Below are 15,119 nucleotides of genomic sequence, written 5' to 3'. Positions count from 1 at the left end.
GTCAGTGTTTGAGCGTCGCCTCTAACGCGCCGCGCAGCGCGTTACTCACGAGCAGCGCTTCGGCGCGGTCCAGGTCCGCTGGCTTCAGCGTGCGTTCAACCGCGCCGAGTTCTTCCATCAACACCGCGCGCATCACGCCCGGCAGGACGCCTGCATGGATGGGCGGCGTCCACCACTCGCCATCGAACCGCGCGAACACGCTGGTCCGGCCGCCTTCGGTCAGCTCGCCGCGTTCGTTGCAGAACAGCATGTCGAACGCGCCTTCCGCTTCGGCGGCCTTCCACGCGCGGTCGTAGTCGGCCCGGTGCGTGGTCTTGTGGCGCAACAGCGGATCGGCCGACGCGCGCGGCGCAAAGCCACGCTCCGACGCAAGCAGCACGGCGACGCCGGGTTCAGGAAGGCTGCCGAGCGGCGCGCTCGTGAGCGCGAACTGCCCGCTCTTGTCGAGTGCGATTCGCAAGCGGTACGGCGTGTTCTCATCGAAGCCGGCGCAGTGCTGCGCGACATGCGCGGTCAGTGCGGCCTCGTCGAACGGGAAACCCAGGCTGGCCGCACTGCGTTGCAAGCGCGCGATATGCCGGGCGTAATGACGGATGCCATCGACGCGGGTCGCGTACGTCGTTTCGAAGAGTTCGAAACCCGGATCCGCGCCGGTGAGGAAATGGGCTTTCAACAGGCACTCCCGGTGTTCGTCCGCGGCGACGCTGTCGAGCACGATGCCCGCGCCGATGCCCAGCACGCCGCGCCGCTCTGCGGCATCGACGACGAGCGTACGGATCGCGACCGACAGACGGCAGTCGCCGTTGGCATCGAGCCAGCCGATCGCGCCGGTGTAGAGGCCGCGCGGCGAAGTCTCGATTTCGTCGATCAACTGCATCGTCCGATACTTCGGCGCCCCGGTGATCGAGCCGCATGGAAACAGCGCGCGCATCAGGCCGGCGAAGCTCGTGCCGGGAATCGCGCGGGCCTCGATGGTCGAGGTCATCTGCCACAGGGACCCATAGGGCTCGACGGAAAACAAGGCCGGCACGTGCACCGAACCCGTGACCGCGACGCGCGACATGTCGTTGCGCAGCAAGTCGACGATCATCACGTTCTCGGCGCGATTCTTCGGGTCGTTGCTGAGTGCGTCCGGAGGGGTGTCGCGCGGCGCGGTGCCTTTCATCGGCCGCGTGCGCAGCTGGTCGCCCCGTTTCTCGAAGAACAGTTCCGGCGAACACGACACCACCGATCTGCCGTCCGGCAGCGCGATCAACGCGCCATAGTGCACGGCCTGGCGCTCGCGCAGACGCCGGTACAGCGCGAGCGGCGAACCGAATACGTCGAAATTCAGGCGAAACGTGTAGTTGATCTGATAGGACTCGCCTTCGCGCAAGGCCTGCTGCACGGCGGCGACGGCGCTATCGAACTCGGCGCGCGTGACGCTCGGCTCGATGTCCGCGATGCCCGCTACCGAAGGCTGCGCGCTCCCGGCGTCCTGCGACGCGAGCCACGCGCTCGCTTCATCGCGCGAAAGAGGCTGGCAGGTGCGGAACATCAACACCCGCAAGGCGTGATCTTCGCTACGGTCGCTGCGTTTGAATTGCAGATCGCGACCGAACTCGTAATCCGCAACGACCACCGCATGCAGTCCCGCTTGCAGATCCCGTTCGATTTCGCCGCACACCGTGTCAAGCGCAAGCGGGTCCACACACGTGCGTTCGTGCGCTAAATTCGTGTATAAACGGCTCGACCGCCGTTGGGCGGTCGAGCCGTGATCATCGAGCAGCGCGAATACCGCGCTGCGCTCCTCAGTCTTCATGACAGTGCTCGCGCGTCCGTCGATCGCATCAGTCAAAGAAGCTCTTCACACGGTCGAACCAGCTCTTGCTTTGCGGGCTATGCCGCGCGCCGCCTTCCACCAGCGACTTCTCGAACTGCCGCAGCAGATCGCGTTGCTGGTCCGTGAGCTTGACCGGCGTTTCCACCTGCACGTGCACGTAGAGATCGCCCGCAATGCTTGAACGCAAACCCTTGATGCCCTTGCCGCGCAGACGGAACGTCTTGCCCGACTGCGTGCCTTCCGGCACCGTGAAGCTGGCGCGTCCGGCCAGTGTAGGCACTTCGATCTCGCCGCCCAATGCCGCCGTGGTGAACGGAATGGGCATCTGGCAATGGAGGTCGTCGCCGTCGCGCTCGAACACCGAGTGCTGCTTGATGTGGATTTCCACATACAGGTCGCCGCTCGGCCCGCCGTTGATGCCCGGTTCGCCGTTGCCTGCCGAACGGATGCGCATGCCGTCGTCGATGCCCGCCGGAATCTTCACTTCCAGCGTCTTGGTTTCCTTCACCTTGCCCTGGCCGTGACAGTTCGTGCACGGCTCGGGGACATACGTGCCGGTGCCGTGGCACTTCGGGCACGTCTGCTGGATGCTGAAAAAGCCCTGCGACATGCGCACCTGGCCCTGGCCATGACAGGTCGGGCAGGTTTCGGGCTTGGTGCCCGGCTTCGCGCCCGAGCCGTGGCAGACGTTGCAGTTGGCCCAGCTCGGCACGCGGATCTGCGTGTCGTAGCCGTGCGCCGCCTGCTCCAGCGTGATTTCCATGCTGTAGCGCAAGTCCGCGCCGCGATACACCTGCGGGCCGCCGCGCCCACGGGCGCCGCCTGCGCCGCCGCCCGCGGCCTGACCGAAGATGTCGCCGAAGATGTCGCCGAAGGCATCCGCGAAGCCGCCGAAGCCCTGCGCACCCGCGCCCGCCATGTTCGGATCCACGCCCGCATGGCCGTACTGGTCATAGGCGGCGCGCTTCTGCTGGTCGGAGAGCATTTCGTAGGCCTCTTTGACCTCCTTGAAACTCTCTTCCGACTTCTTGTTGTCCGGATTGCGGTCAGGGTGATACTTCATCGCGAGCTTGCGATATGCCTTCTTGATCTCGTCGTCGCTCGCGTTTTTCGCGACGCCCAGAACCTCGTAGTAATCCCGTTTCGCCATATCGGTTCAATGCCGCCGCGCTGAAGCGGCAGTTCCTGTCAGATGCCCGGACCGCCAAGGCCCGCGCTTTGAAACTTTCGCGCCGTGCCCGAACGCGCCGAATAAGGCCCTCGAGCATGACACGCTGAAAAAACAACGTGCCCGGGGAGCCGCAAGGCCCGCCAGGCGCGTTACACGTCAGACGCGTCCCGCGTCCCGGTCAAACCACCGCGGGCGCGGGACGTTGCCATCCACGCGCCCTTGCGGCTTAGTCCTTCTTGACTTCCTTGAAGTCGGCGTCGACGACGTCGTCGTGCTGCTGGCTCGCGCCCGCATCCGCCGACGCGCCCGCTGCACCCGCCGCTCCGGCTGCCGCACCCGCGGCGCCTTGCTGCGCCTGCATGTCGGCGTACATCTTTTCGCCGAGCTTCTGCGATGCCGTAGCCAGCGCCTCGACCTTCGCCTCGAGCGCGGCCTTGTCGCTTGCGCTGTCCTTCAGCGCGTCTTCAAGGTCCTTCAACGCGGCTTCGATCTTTTCCTTCTCCGACGCGTCCACCTTGTCGCCGTATTCGGCAACGGCCTTCTTCGTGCTGTGGACCAGAGCGTCGCCCTGGTTGCGGACGTCGGCCAGTTCGCGCAGCTTGCGGTCTTCGTCGGCGTTGGCTTCGGCGTCCTTCACCATCTTGTCGATTTCAGCGTCCGTCAGGCCCGAGTTCGCCTTGATGGTGATCTTGTTTTCCTTGCCGGTTGCCTTGTCCTTCGCGCCGACGTGCAGGATGCCGTTCGCGTCGATGTCGAAGGTCACTTCGATCTGCGGCGTGCCGCGCGGCGCCGGCGGAATGCCTTCGAGATTGAATTCGCCGAGCAGCTTGTTGCCCGCGGCCATTTCACGCTCGCCCTGGAACACCTTGATGGTCACGGCGCCCTGGTTGTCATCCGCCGTCGAATACACTTGCGCGTGCTTCGTCGGGATCGTGGTGTTCTTGTTGATCATCTTCGTCATGACGCCGCCGAGCGTTTCGATGCCCAGCGAAAGCGGCGTGACGTCGAGCAGCAGCACGTCCTTGCGGTCGCCCGACAGCACCTGGCCTTGAATCGCAGCGCCAACCGCCACGGCTTCGTCCGGGTTCACGTCACGGCGCGGATCCTTGCCGAAGAACTCCTTCACCTTTTCCTGCACCTTCGGCATGCGCGTCATGCCGCCGACCAGGATCACGTCGTCGATTTCGCCGACCTTCACGCCCGCATCCTTGATGGCAATGCGGCACGGTTCGATCGTGCGCTCGATCAGCTCTTCGACGAGCGCTTCGAGCTTGGCGCGGGTGAACTTGAGGTTCAAGTGCTTCGGACCCGACGCGTCTGCCGTGATGTACGGCAGGTTGATGTCGGTCTGCGCCGTGGACGACAGTTCGATCTTGGCCTTTTCAGCCGCTTCCTTCAGGCGTTGCAGCGCGAGCACGTCCTTCGAGAGGTCGACGCCCTGCTCTTTCTTGAACTCGCCGATGATGTAGTCGATGATGCGCTGGTCGAAGTCTTCACCGCCGAGGAACGTGTCGCCGTTGGTGGAGAGCACTTCGAACTGCTTCTCGCCGTCCACGTCCGCGATTTCGATGATGGAGATGTCGAACGTGCCGCCGCCCAGGTCGAACACGGCGATCTTGCGGTCGCCCTTTTCGGCCTTGTCGAGACCGAAGGCGAGCGCGGCTGCCGTCGGTTCGTTGATGATGCGCTTGACTTCCAGGCCGGCGATGCGGCCCGCGTCCTTGGTAGCCTGACGCTGGCTGTCGTTGAAGTACGCCGGAACCGTGATGACGGCTTCCGTCACCGGCTCGCCGAGGTAGTCTTCAGCGGTCTTCTTCATCTTGCGCAGCACTTCCGCGGACACCTGCGATGGCGCGAGATTCTTGCCGTGCGCTTCGACCCATGCGTCGCCGTTGTCGTGCTTGACGATCTTGTAGGGCATCAGGTTGATGTCCTTCTGCACTTCCTTCTCTTCGAAACGGCGGCCGATCAGGCGCTTGACCGCGTACAGCGTGTTGCGCGGATTGGTGACCGACTGACGTTTCGCCGGCGCGCCGACGAGAATTTCGTTGTCGTCGAGATACGCGATGATCGACGGCGTGGTGCGCGCGCCTTCCGAGTTCTCGATGACCTTGACCTGATTGCCTTCCATCAGCGCCACGCACGAATTCGTGGTGCCGAGGTCGATGCCAATGATTTTGCCCATTTTTTATCCTCTCCTAGCTTTGATCGCAGTGGCGTTGCGGCGGCCAGTTGGATCGCCTGATGCCGGCGGCTGTCGCCGGCTCATTCGCCGATTTACCGGGCCGAACGCCCAAAATTCATACCTGTACGCAAGATAAGTGCGCCAGTTTCGATTTCAAGACCCTGAAACCGATGCGGTCTATAGTTTTTTTGCGAAGCGGCCGGCGGCTTGCGGCTTGCGCGGCAACTGGACGGACGCACCGTCCAGCCCGCGCCGCCGCGCCGGCCGGATCGCTCAGGCGCGACTCATGCGTAACTCATGCGTAACGTGAGCGCGCCTTACTTCGGGGCCGCGACGGTCACGAGCGCCGGACGCAGCACGCGGTCGGCGATCACATAACCCTTCTGCAGCACCGACACGACCGTGTTGGCATCCTGCTCGGCGGGCACCATCGAAATGGCCTGATGACGATGCGGATCGAACTTCTCGCCGACCGGATTCAACGCCACGACGCGGCCCTTTTCGAGCGCGCCCGTGAGCTGCTTGAGCGTCAGTTCGACGCCCTCGCGCACCTTGGCGAGATCGCTCGACTGGTCGGCCAGCGCGGCTTCCAGGCTGTCCAGCACCGGCAGCAGGTTCTCCGCGAAGCTTTCGATCGCGAATTTATGCGCCTTCGACACATCTTCCTGGCTGCGGCGGCGGACGTTTTCCGTCTCCGCCTTCGCGCGCAGAAAGTCTTCTTTCAGCGCGACGATGGTGGCCTGCGCCTCGGCGAGCGCGGCATCGGCCGCGTCCGGCGCGGGCTGCGCGGCAGACGCTGCGTTGGGCTGTGCGGACTGCGCCGTTTCGGCTGCGGGCTGGCCAGGAGTGGCATCGGCGGCCTGGCGCGCGGTTTCGTCGGCGGGCGTGGGGTTCTGGCTCGCTGAATTCTCTTGCGTGTTTTCCATGTCGCTGAATGTGTATTGCTGTGAGTTGAATCGGATGAGAAAACGGCGCATTGGCGCTGTTTTCTGCACTAGCCGCGGAAGTTGGGGCGTCAGGGGGATTTTCAAGCCGCCGCAACGAACTTTTCGGACGAATTTCAGCGCGCAGACGAAGCGCTGACGCCTGAAACGAGTGGTAACGCGCGTTTTGCCGCACCGCGCAGAATGAGATTGAGGGAAAGCCCTCGGTCTCCTACACTCCAGAGAAGCACCCGCAGGACGCACGTTAACCCTAATCCTACGAATGCTTCAAACCCGCTTCAGCCTTTGCCCGTTTCCTGACCCTGCCCCGTAGTGCCTGCATGCGCCCGCATACGCCTGCATGTGCCTCGCGGCCGGGGAAACCCATTACCGGGGGTACCATGAAACTGACCTTTGCTATCGCGGTGGTCGCCCTGGTACTCGTCGCGGGCACAACCACCATCTGCATGTCAGGCGCGGTCACCGACCGCACCACCGAATACGGCGGCGTTCACGCCACCATGGAACGCTACTTCAATCCGAACCAGAAAGTTTGTCGATGACGCGCCGGTCGCGCTTGGTCGGCCTGCCCTGCAACTGGGCGGCCGGCTCGCGGAAGGTCCGGCGCCGTTCGGCTTCGGCCATGCGCTGCGCGCGTCCGTCCTCTGTCTCGGCATAAAGCGTCTGCGCCACGCTGGCCGGACCGCGCACGTCGCACACGCCCAGCACCTCGACCTGCCAGACAATGCGCTCGATATCGATCTCGACGAGATCGCCCACGCGCACTTCCTTCGACGGCTTCACGCCCGCGCCGCCGATCTTCACGCGGCCCTTCTCCACCGCGTCGCTCGCGAGCGAACGCGTCTTGAAGAAGCGTGCCGCCCACAGCCATTTGTCGATGCGCAGGCGCGCGCCGGGTTCCGTCGATATCTTGTAGTTCATCGCTGCATGCTGGTTGAAGCCGGATTCACGCAACCGCGCTGAGCGGCTGCGGGGCCTGCACGGGCCAGCCTTGCAGATGCTGCGCCGCGATTTCGCCGATGCCCTTGATCCACGCAGGCGACGCGTTCAGGCAGGGAATCCGGTGAAAGTGCTTGCCGCCGGCCTTCAGGAACTCGTCGCGCACCTCGATACCGATTTCCTCGATGGTCTCCAGACAATCCGCCGTGAAACCGGGGCAAAACACGTCGACGCGCGTCACGCCGCCCGCACCCAGTTCCGCGAGCGTGGGCGCGGTGTAGGGCTGCAGCCACTCCGCGCGGCCGAAGCGCGACTGGAAGGTCACGCGGCACTCGACCGGCGTGAGCCCGAGCGCGGCGGTGAGCAGCGAGCCGGTCTGCTGGCACTGGTCGTGATACGGATCGCCGAGGTCCATGGTGCGCTTGGGCACGCCGTGGAAGCTCAGCACCAGTTTGTCGCCGGCCGCGAAATCCGGCGCGCCGTGATGCCGCCAGTAGTCGCGCACCTGCTCGGCGAGCGCGGCGATATACGCGGGATGATCCGCGTAATGGCGCACCGTGCGGATCTCGGGCTGGTTGCGCACGCGCTTCAGGGCGGTAAAGGCGTCGTCGAAGGCGGTGGCCGTGGTGGAGGACGAATACTGCGGATACATGGGCAGAAGCAGGATGCGCTCCGCGCCTTCGAGCTTGAGCTGATTCAGCATGGCGCCGATGCCGGGCGTGCCGTAGCGCATTGCATAGTCCACGATCACGCGATAGTCGTTCGCCGCGAACAGCCGCCGCAATCCTTCCACCTGCTTCTCGGTATGCACGCGCAGCGGCGAGCCTTCCGGCATCCACACCTGCGCGTACTTGCGGGCCGAGGCGCGCCCGCGCAGCGGCAGGATCAACAGGCGCAGGATGATTTGCCAGACCAGCGACGGAATCTCCACCACGCGCGGGTCCGACAGGAACTGCGCCAGATACTTGCGCACGGCCCGCGGCGTGGGCGCGTCCGGCGTGCCGAGATTGATCAGCAGCACCGCGACGCGATGAGAAGCGCTGGGCTGCGAGGGCAACTCGAGGTCGAAACGCATAGGGCAGGCGGGCCGGAGGCGGTGGCTAAAAGGTGAGGACCATTATAGCGGCGCGCTTTCGGCCGCATCATCGGCCGAATGGCCGAGTGGCGCCGCCCGTCGACACCCGTCAAGATGAGCGCAACGAGGACGTCACTGAGGACGTCACTGATGACTGAGCGACATCGAGAGCAGCCGCGCGGTGATATCCACGATCGGGATCACGCGGTTGTAGGCCATGCGCGTCGGGCCGATCACGCCGAGCGTGCCCACGATTTTCCCGTTCACTTCGTACGGCGCGGTGACCACGCTCATTTCCTCGATGGGCACCAGGTTCGATTCGCCGCCAATGAAGATCTGCACGCCCTGCGCGTGGCTGGACACATCGAGCAGTTGCAGCAGCGAGGTCTTCTGGTCGAACAGGTCGAAGAGCTTGCGCAGCCGCGCCATGTCGGAGGAGAGGTCGGCCACTTCCAGCAGGTTGCGCTCGCCGGAAATGAGCACGGTGTCCATCGGGTCCGTCTCGGTGGTGGTCGCCACCACGGCGGCCTGCATCAGCGTGGTCATGTCGCCGCGCAGCTGGTCGATTTCCTCGCGCAGGCGGCGGCGCACCTCGTCGAAGGACAGGCCCGCGAAATGCGCGTTGATGTAGTTGGAGGCTTCGGTGAGCTGGGACGGCGAGTAATCGCGCTGGGTCGCCATCATGCGATTCTGCACGTCGCCCTCGGGCGTCACGATGATGAGCAGAATGCGTTTGTCCGACAGCCGCATGAACTCGATCTGCTTGAACATGTGGCTGCGGCGCGGCGTCAGCACGACACCCGCGAACGAAGACAGGCTGGACAGCACGCTCGCCGCGGCCGCGACAATCTTTTGCGGTTCCTCGCCCTGCAAGCGGGTCTTCACCGCGGTTGTCATCGCTTCGTCTTGCGGCGCTTCCACAGTCAGCATCGTGTCGACGAACAGGCGGTAGCCGCGCGGCGTCGGAATGCGTCCCGCCGAGGTATGCGGACTCGCCACGAGGCCCAGGTCCTCGAGGTCCGACATCACATTGCGGATTGTTGCGGGGCTCAGCTCCAGGCCGGAGTGCCGTGATAACGTGCGCGAACCGACCGGCTGACCTTCGGCGATGTAGCGCTCGATCAGCGTCTTGAGGAGGGTTTGTGCACGTGGGTCTAGCATGGCCGGATTTTAGCTCAACGAGTCGGGTGGCGGCGCGCCGCGGCTCACGGGTCGGGCTCACGGGTCAGGAAATGGCAGCGGGTTGGCGTTCCATGAGCGGCGCAGTGCATCGCGTTCAACGTCCGCTCCATTCTAGCGAGAAACAATGGGCTTGCTCGCGCACCTGTCGCGCACACTCGTCGCCGGCCCGTGCGAGCGCTTGCGGCGCAGGACCCACGGTTCTTTTCGCTCACTGACTATGGTGTAATGCCGGCATGGAAATCGGTCAATTCAAGACGGTCGCCCTCGTCGGGCGCCCCAATACGCCAGGCATCGAGCCGCCGCTGCGAGCGCTCGCCGATGTCCTCGCGCAGCAAGGCTTCGAAGTCGTGTTCGAGGCGGGCACCGCGAAGGAGGTCGGCGTGACGGAGTTCCCGGCGCTCTCCATCGCCGAGATGGGCGCCCGCGCGGACGTCGCCATCGTGCTCGGCGGCGACGGCACCATGCTCGGCATCGGCCGGCAGCTCGCGCCGTACAGGACGCCGCTCATCGGCGTGAATCACGGGCGCCTCGGCTTCATCACGGACATTCCGCTCAAGGAAATGAGCGAGATCATCCCGCAAATGCTCGCCGGGCAGTTCGAGCGCGAGGAACGCACCCTGCTCGAAGCGCGCATCGTGCGCAACGACAAGCCCATCTATCACGCGCTCGCCTTCAATGACGTCGTGGTGAATCGCAGCGGCTTTTCCGGCATGGCCGAGTTGCGCGTCTCGGTGGACGGGCACTTCATGTACAACCAGCGTTCGGACGGGCTGATCGTCGCCACGCCCACCGGCTCGACGGCCTACGCGCTGTCGTCGGCGGGACCGATCCTGCATCCGCAGCTGCAAGGCTTCGTGCTCGTGCCGATCGCGCCGCATTCGCTGTCGAACCGTCCGATCGTGCTGCCCGACGACTCCAAGGTCACCATCCAGATCATCGGCGGGCGGGACGTGAACGTGAATTTCGACATGCAGTCCTTCACCGCCGTCGAGCTCAACGACGCCATCGAGGTCCGCCGCTCGAAGCATACGGTGCCGGTGCTGCATCCGGTCGGCTACAGCACCTACGCGACGCTGCGCAAGAAGCTGCACTGGAACGAGCATCCGTCGCAGGACACCTCCCCTCTCTGATCCGATTCGCCCGACCCTCTTCCGCGAAGCATCCATGCTCCGACACCTCTCCATTCGAGACTTCGTCATCGTCGCCGCGCTCGACATCGAGTTCGACTCCGGCTTCACGGTCTTTTCGGGCGAAACCGGCGCCGGCAAATCCATCCTCATCGACGCCCTCGCGCTCACGCTCGGCGCGCGCGGCGACGCGGGCGTCGTGCGCACCGGCCAGCCGCGCGCCGACATCACCGCCGAATTCTCCACGCATGCACTGGTCTTGACCTGGCTGGAGGAGCACGCGCTCGGCGAAGCAGGCGCCGACACCGTGATGTTGCGACGGGTGATCGACTCGAATGGCCGCTCGCGCGCGTTCATCAACGGCACGCCGGCGACGCTCGCGCAGCTGCGTGAAGTGGGCGAAATGCTGGTCGATATCCACGGCCAGCACGCGCATCAGTTGCTGATGCGTCCCGACGCGCAGCGCGAACTCTTCGACACCCACGCGCAGTTGCTGGACACCGCCGGCGCGGTGAATCGCGCGTGGCGCGCCTGGCGCGAGGCCCAGCAGGCGCTGGAAAGCGCGCAGAGCCGCGATCGCGAGCTGCAGCTGGAACGCGAGCGCCTCGCGTGGCAGTTGAGCGAATTCGACAAGCTCGCGCCGCAGCCGGGCGAATGGGAAGAAGTGAGCGCTGAACAGCATCGGCTGTCGCATTCGGCGAGTCTCATCGACGGCGTGCAGGGCGCACTCGGCGCGCTGTCCGAGTCCGACGAGGCGATGATCTCGCAGCTCGGCGCCATCACGTCGAAGCTGCGCGGCCTCGCGGATATCGATCCGGCGCTGAACGACGTGCTCGCGTCGCTCGAACCGGCCGAGATCCAGTTGCAGGAGGCGGCGTATTCGCTGTCGCACTACGCGCAGCGGCTCGAACTCGATCCCGACCGGCTGGCGCAAGTGGACCGGCGCATGGATCAGCTGCACTCCACCGCGCGCAAGTTCCGTCTTCAGCCGGAGAATCTGCCTGAAGAGCACGAGGCACGCCGCCGCCAGCTGGCCGAACTGGACGCCGCCGGCGACCTCGACGCGCTCGCCGCCGCCGCCGAAAAGGCTCGCGGCGTCTATCTCGAACAGGCGAAGGGCTTGTCGAAGGCGCGCACGAAGGCGGCGAAGAACCTGTCGAAGGCGGTCACCGAAGGCATGCAGGAACTGTCGATGGCAGGCGGCAGCTTCGAGGTGGCGCTCGTTCCGCTCGCGGAAGGCGGCGCCAACGGTCTGGAGCAGATCGAGTTCCGCGTCGCGGGTCATGCGGGCGTCGCGCTCAGGCCGCTCGCGAAGGTCGCGTCAGGCGGCGAACTGGCGCGTATCAGTCTCGCGCTGGCCGTCATTGCCAGCACCGCGAGCCCGACGCCCACGCTGATCTTCGACGAAGTGGACACCGGTATCGGCGGAGGCGTGGCGGAAGTGGTCGGGCGTCTGCTGCATCAGCTCGGACAGCATCGTCAGGTGCTGTGCGTCACGCACCTGCCGCAAGTCGCGGCACGCGGCGACCAGCATTTCCAGGTCGCCAAGGCCTCCGACGACGCCGGCGGCACCGTCAGCACGGTCACGCCGCTGGACAAGCCGAAGCGCATCGAGGAAGTGGCGCGCATGCTCGGCGGCCTGGAAATCACCGCGACCACCCGCAAGCACGCCAAGGAAATGCTCGCGGCCTGAGCAAACGGCGCGGCTCCGAAGCCGCGCCTTCAGAACATTGACTCAGGAAGCCAAGTCAGGAAGCCACGGCAAACACCCGTTCCCACAACGCCGTCACCGCCTCGCGCTCGCCCTGCACTTCGTCGGGCGCCACGCGCGCCTTTTCCATGCCATCGAGCCGCATCCGGTGCTGCAGCTTGCGATAGTGTCGGTAGATGGCGCCGATCGTGTCCGCTTCGTCGGGAGAAATGAGGCCGCTCTGCGCGGCAATCCTGAGCAGCGAGATGTTGCCCGCGTTGCGCACGAACTCGCGATGCTCGCGCGCATGCAGCAACACCCAGTACTGCACGACGAACTCGATATCCACCATGCCGCCGCGATCGTGCTTCAGGTCGAACAGCGCGCTCCGGTTCGGATGGCCGTCGGCGACACGCTGACGCATCGACGCAATCTCGCGCGCCAGCGCCGCCGCATCGCGCTCCGTCACCATCACGTCCGCGCGGATCGCCTCGAACTGCGCGCCGATGCCCTCATCGCCCGCGCTGAAACGCGCGCGCGACAGCGCCTGATGCTCCCAGACCCAAGCCGTATTGGCGGCGTCGCCTTCGCGGATCTGATAGCGGCGGAAGGTGTCCAGGTCGGTCACGAGCAGGCCGGATTCGCCGTTCGGACGCAGCCGCAGATCGACATCGAACAGCGTGCCCGCGCCGGTCGCCGACGTGAGCCAGGTGATCAGGCGGCGGGTGAACATCGCGTAGATCTCGGACGCGGCGTCATGCGGATCGTCATACAGGAAGATGAGATCCAGGTCCGATGCATAGCCCAGTTCCTTGCCGCCGAGCTTGCCGTAGGCGATGACCGAGAACAGCGGCGTCTCGCGATGCCGCTTCGGGAATTGCTGCCAGACGGTCTGCACGGTGACGTCGAGCACGGCGTCGGCAAGTTCGGACAGACGGTCGCTCACGTGCTCCACCGTCAGACGCCCCGCGAGGTCGATCAGCAGGATCCGGAACACTTCGGCCTGATGCGCGTGGCGCAGCAGATCCATCTGATGCTCGGCGTCCTCGGCCGCCTGCAGCCGGGCCGTCAGCGAGCGCTTGAACTGCGTCCAGTCGAACGGGCTCGCGATGGCTTCGTCGTCGAGCAATTCATCGAGCAGTTGCGGATGACGGATCAGATAGCCCGCCGCCCAGCGCGAGCCGGACAGCACCGACAGCACGCGCTCCAGCGCCGCCGGATACTCGGTCAGCAGCGCCAGATAGGCGCCGCGCCGCCCGATGCCTTCGAGCAGGTCGAACAGGCGCGCGATGGTATCGGCGCGGCGGACGGCATCGATCGACTGCACGGCTTCGAGCGCCCGCTGCGCGACGATGTCGAAACGTTCGCGGCTCTGCGGCGGCAGGCTGGCGTAGCGGCTCGAATTCCACACGGCGGTCAGGCGCGAGAGCACCGGCGCCGGGTCCGCGAAACCCAGTTCGACGAGCCGCGCGCCGAGTTCTTCCTGTGCGGAATCGTCGGCAAGCGCGCTGCTCCAGATCCACGACGCCGCCGAATCGTCCGACACGCCGCAGCCGCCCTGGCCGCTCACCTTGTCGGCGAAGATCGCGTCGAATTGCTGTTCGACGAACTCGCGATGCGCATCGAGCTTTTCCATCAACGCCGCGTAATCCGCGAAGCCGAGCGAGGCCGCGAGGCGCGCGCGTTCGTCATCGTCGACGGGCATCGCGTGCGTCTGCGCATCGTTGCGATATTGCAGCCGATGCTCGACCGTGCGCAGAAACAGATACGCCTCCGACAACGCCTCGCACACGGCCGGCGCGAGCAGCGCATGCGCCTCGGCGCGTTCGAGCACGGCCAGCGTCGGACGAATGCGGAAGTCCGCTGCCTGTCCGCCGCGAATCAACTGGAACACCTGCGCACTGAACTCGATCTCGCGGATGCCGCCGCGACCGAGCTTGATGTCGTCGGCCTTGTCGGGACGCATCGAGGCGCGGCGCCGCGCTTCCTGGCGGATCTGCTGATGCAGCGCGCGGATCGCCGCGATCACGCCGTAGTCGAGATAGCGGCGATAGATGAACGGCGTCGCGATGGCTTCGAGCTGCCGGACGAGGCGCTGTCCCGATTCGCTCTGCGTCTCCGAGACGAGCCGTCCCTTGATCCACGCATAGCGTTCCCATTCCCGGCCCTGCACGTAGAAATATTCCTCGAGCATGCCGAGGCTGCACACGAGCGGTCCGGAGTCGCCGTTGGGACGCAGCCGCATGTCCACGCGAAACACATAGCCGTCCGCGGTGATTTCCGCGAGCGCGCCGATCAGCCGCCGGCCGAGCCGTGTGAAGAATTCCTGCGTGGTGAGCGCCGCGCGCGTGCCGCCGGCGGTCTCGCCGTCTTCCTCATAGACGAAGATCAAATCGATGTCCGACGACGCGTTCAGTTCGCGCCCGCCGAGCTTGCCCATGCCGACCACGCCGAGCGTCAGCCGCTCGCCTTCCGGTCCGCGCGGCTCGCCGAACAGCGCTTCGAGATCCGCCGTGAGCACGGCGAGCGCGCGCTGCACCGTCACTTCAGCGAGATCGGTCATGGCGCCGGTGACTTCGGCAACATCCGCCGCGCCCGCCAGATCGCGTTCCATCACCGTGCAGAACACTTCCGTCCGCACGCGCCGCAGCGCGGTCTTGAGCGCGGCTTCGTCGAGCGTGCCGTGTGCAGCGCGCGGCGCGCAGTGCGCATCGAGCCGCGCTTCGATCCATTGCCGCGTGACGGGCGCCTGCTTCCACTCCGCCACGCTGGACGCCAGTTCGGGACGCGCGGCATAGGCGCGCGCTGCATAGTTGGAATAGTCGGAACTGAGGAGAGTGGCGTCGGTCATGAAAGGTTGGGTTCGCTCATTGCTTCTGCTCATTACTTTCTGAAATGTCCCGGACCCCGCGCACTGCCGTCAGAGTCTTGCCGGGCGCGGCTCTGCGCGCTTTCACGAGCGCACGGACGGCGGCGGTCAACAC

General features: G+C 65.5%; 11 protein-coding genes. 3 read left to right on the top strand and 8 right to left on the bottom strand.

What is annotated here, in order from left to right:
- Window position 1: 1 nt before the first annotated feature.
- The 4 genes from pabB to grpE all read right to left on the bottom strand — a co-directional run bounded on the left by pabB (window position 2) and on the right by grpE (window position 6,104).
- Window positions 2–1,801 carry an aminodeoxychorismate synthase component I gene (gene pabB, locus QCE83_RS01800; RefSeq protein WP_309807270.1) on the bottom strand — a complete coding sequence of 600 codons (1,800 nt, stop codon included), beginning with the start codon at window positions 1,799–1,801 and terminating at the stop codon, window positions 2–4.
- 28 nt (window positions 1,802–1,829) lie between these two features.
- Entirely contained in the window at window positions 1,830–2,972 is a 1,143-nt protein-coding gene (gene dnaJ, locus QCE83_RS01795) for a molecular chaperone DnaJ (RefSeq protein ID WP_309807269.1), read from the bottom strand.
- A gap of 247 nt (window positions 2,973–3,219) precedes the next feature.
- Window positions 3,220–5,178: a molecular chaperone DnaK gene (gene dnaK / locus QCE83_RS01790; RefSeq protein ID WP_309807268.1), complete on the bottom strand. Its 1,959-nt coding sequence runs from the start codon at window positions 5,176–5,178 to the stop codon at window positions 3,220–3,222.
- 317 nt (window positions 5,179–5,495) lie between these two features.
- The gene (gene grpE, locus QCE83_RS01785; RefSeq protein ID WP_309807267.1) at window positions 5,496–6,104 is read right to left on the bottom strand and encodes a nucleotide exchange factor GrpE; all 609 of its coding nucleotides are present in this window, start codon (window positions 6,102–6,104) and stop codon (window positions 5,496–5,498) included.
- A 398-nt stretch (window positions 6,105–6,502) separates the two neighbouring features.
- Between grpE and QCE83_RS01780 the strand changes: the two genes are divergently transcribed.
- Entirely contained in the window at window positions 6,503–6,664 is a 162-nt protein-coding gene (locus tag QCE83_RS01780; RefSeq protein WP_309807266.1) for a hypothetical protein, read from the top strand.
- Here QCE83_RS01780 and QCE83_RS01775 read toward each other — a convergent pair.
- The 3 genes from QCE83_RS01775 to hrcA form a co-directional block, all read right to left on the bottom strand.
- A complete protein-coding gene (locus QCE83_RS01775; RefSeq protein WP_309807265.1) occupies window positions 6,636–7,043 on the bottom strand; it encodes an RNA-binding S4 domain-containing protein in 408 nt (135 codons plus the stop codon). The genes QCE83_RS01780 and QCE83_RS01775 overlap by 29 nt on opposite strands.
- Window positions 7,044–7,068: 25 nt before the next feature.
- The gene (hemH, locus tag QCE83_RS01770) at window positions 7,069–8,136 is read right to left on the bottom strand and encodes a ferrochelatase (RefSeq protein ID WP_309807264.1); all 1,068 of its coding nucleotides are present in this window, start codon (window positions 8,134–8,136) and stop codon (window positions 7,069–7,071) included.
- Window positions 8,137–8,280: 144 nt separating this feature from the next.
- The gene (gene hrcA, locus QCE83_RS01765) at window positions 8,281–9,297 is read right to left on the bottom strand and encodes a heat-inducible transcriptional repressor HrcA (RefSeq protein WP_309807262.1); all 1,017 of its coding nucleotides are present in this window, start codon (window positions 9,295–9,297) and stop codon (window positions 8,281–8,283) included.
- A 254-nt stretch (window positions 9,298–9,551) separates the two neighbouring features.
- Between hrcA and QCE83_RS01760 the strand changes: the two genes are divergently transcribed.
- Both QCE83_RS01760 and recN read left to right on the top strand, forming a co-directional pair.
- A complete protein-coding gene (locus QCE83_RS01760; protein ID WP_309807261.1) occupies window positions 9,552–10,448 on the top strand; it encodes an NAD kinase in 897 nt (298 codons plus the stop codon).
- Window positions 10,449–10,482: 34 nt separating this feature from the next.
- Window positions 10,483–12,138, top strand: coding sequence for a DNA repair protein RecN (gene recN / locus QCE83_RS01755; protein ID WP_309807260.1), 1,656 nt, complete (start codon window positions 10,483–10,485; stop codon window positions 12,136–12,138).
- Between the two features lie 55 nt (window positions 12,139–12,193).
- On the opposite strand, the gene glnE is transcribed toward recN, so the two are convergent.
- On the bottom strand, window positions 12,194–15,019 hold the full coding sequence (gene glnE, locus QCE83_RS01750) for a bifunctional [glutamate--ammonia ligase]-adenylyl-L-tyrosine phosphorylase/[glutamate--ammonia-ligase] adenylyltransferase (RefSeq protein ID WP_309807259.1): 2,826 nt from the start codon (window positions 15,017–15,019) through the stop codon (window positions 12,194–12,196).
- Window positions 15,020–15,119: the final 100 nt, after the last annotated feature.

It is taken from the genome of Caballeronia sp. LZ034LL (genome assembly GCF_031451215.1).
Classification (GTDB): Bacteria; Pseudomonadota; Gammaproteobacteria; order Burkholderiales; family Burkholderiaceae; genus Caballeronia.
This window is presented reverse-complemented; position numbering and strand designations above follow the sequence as displayed.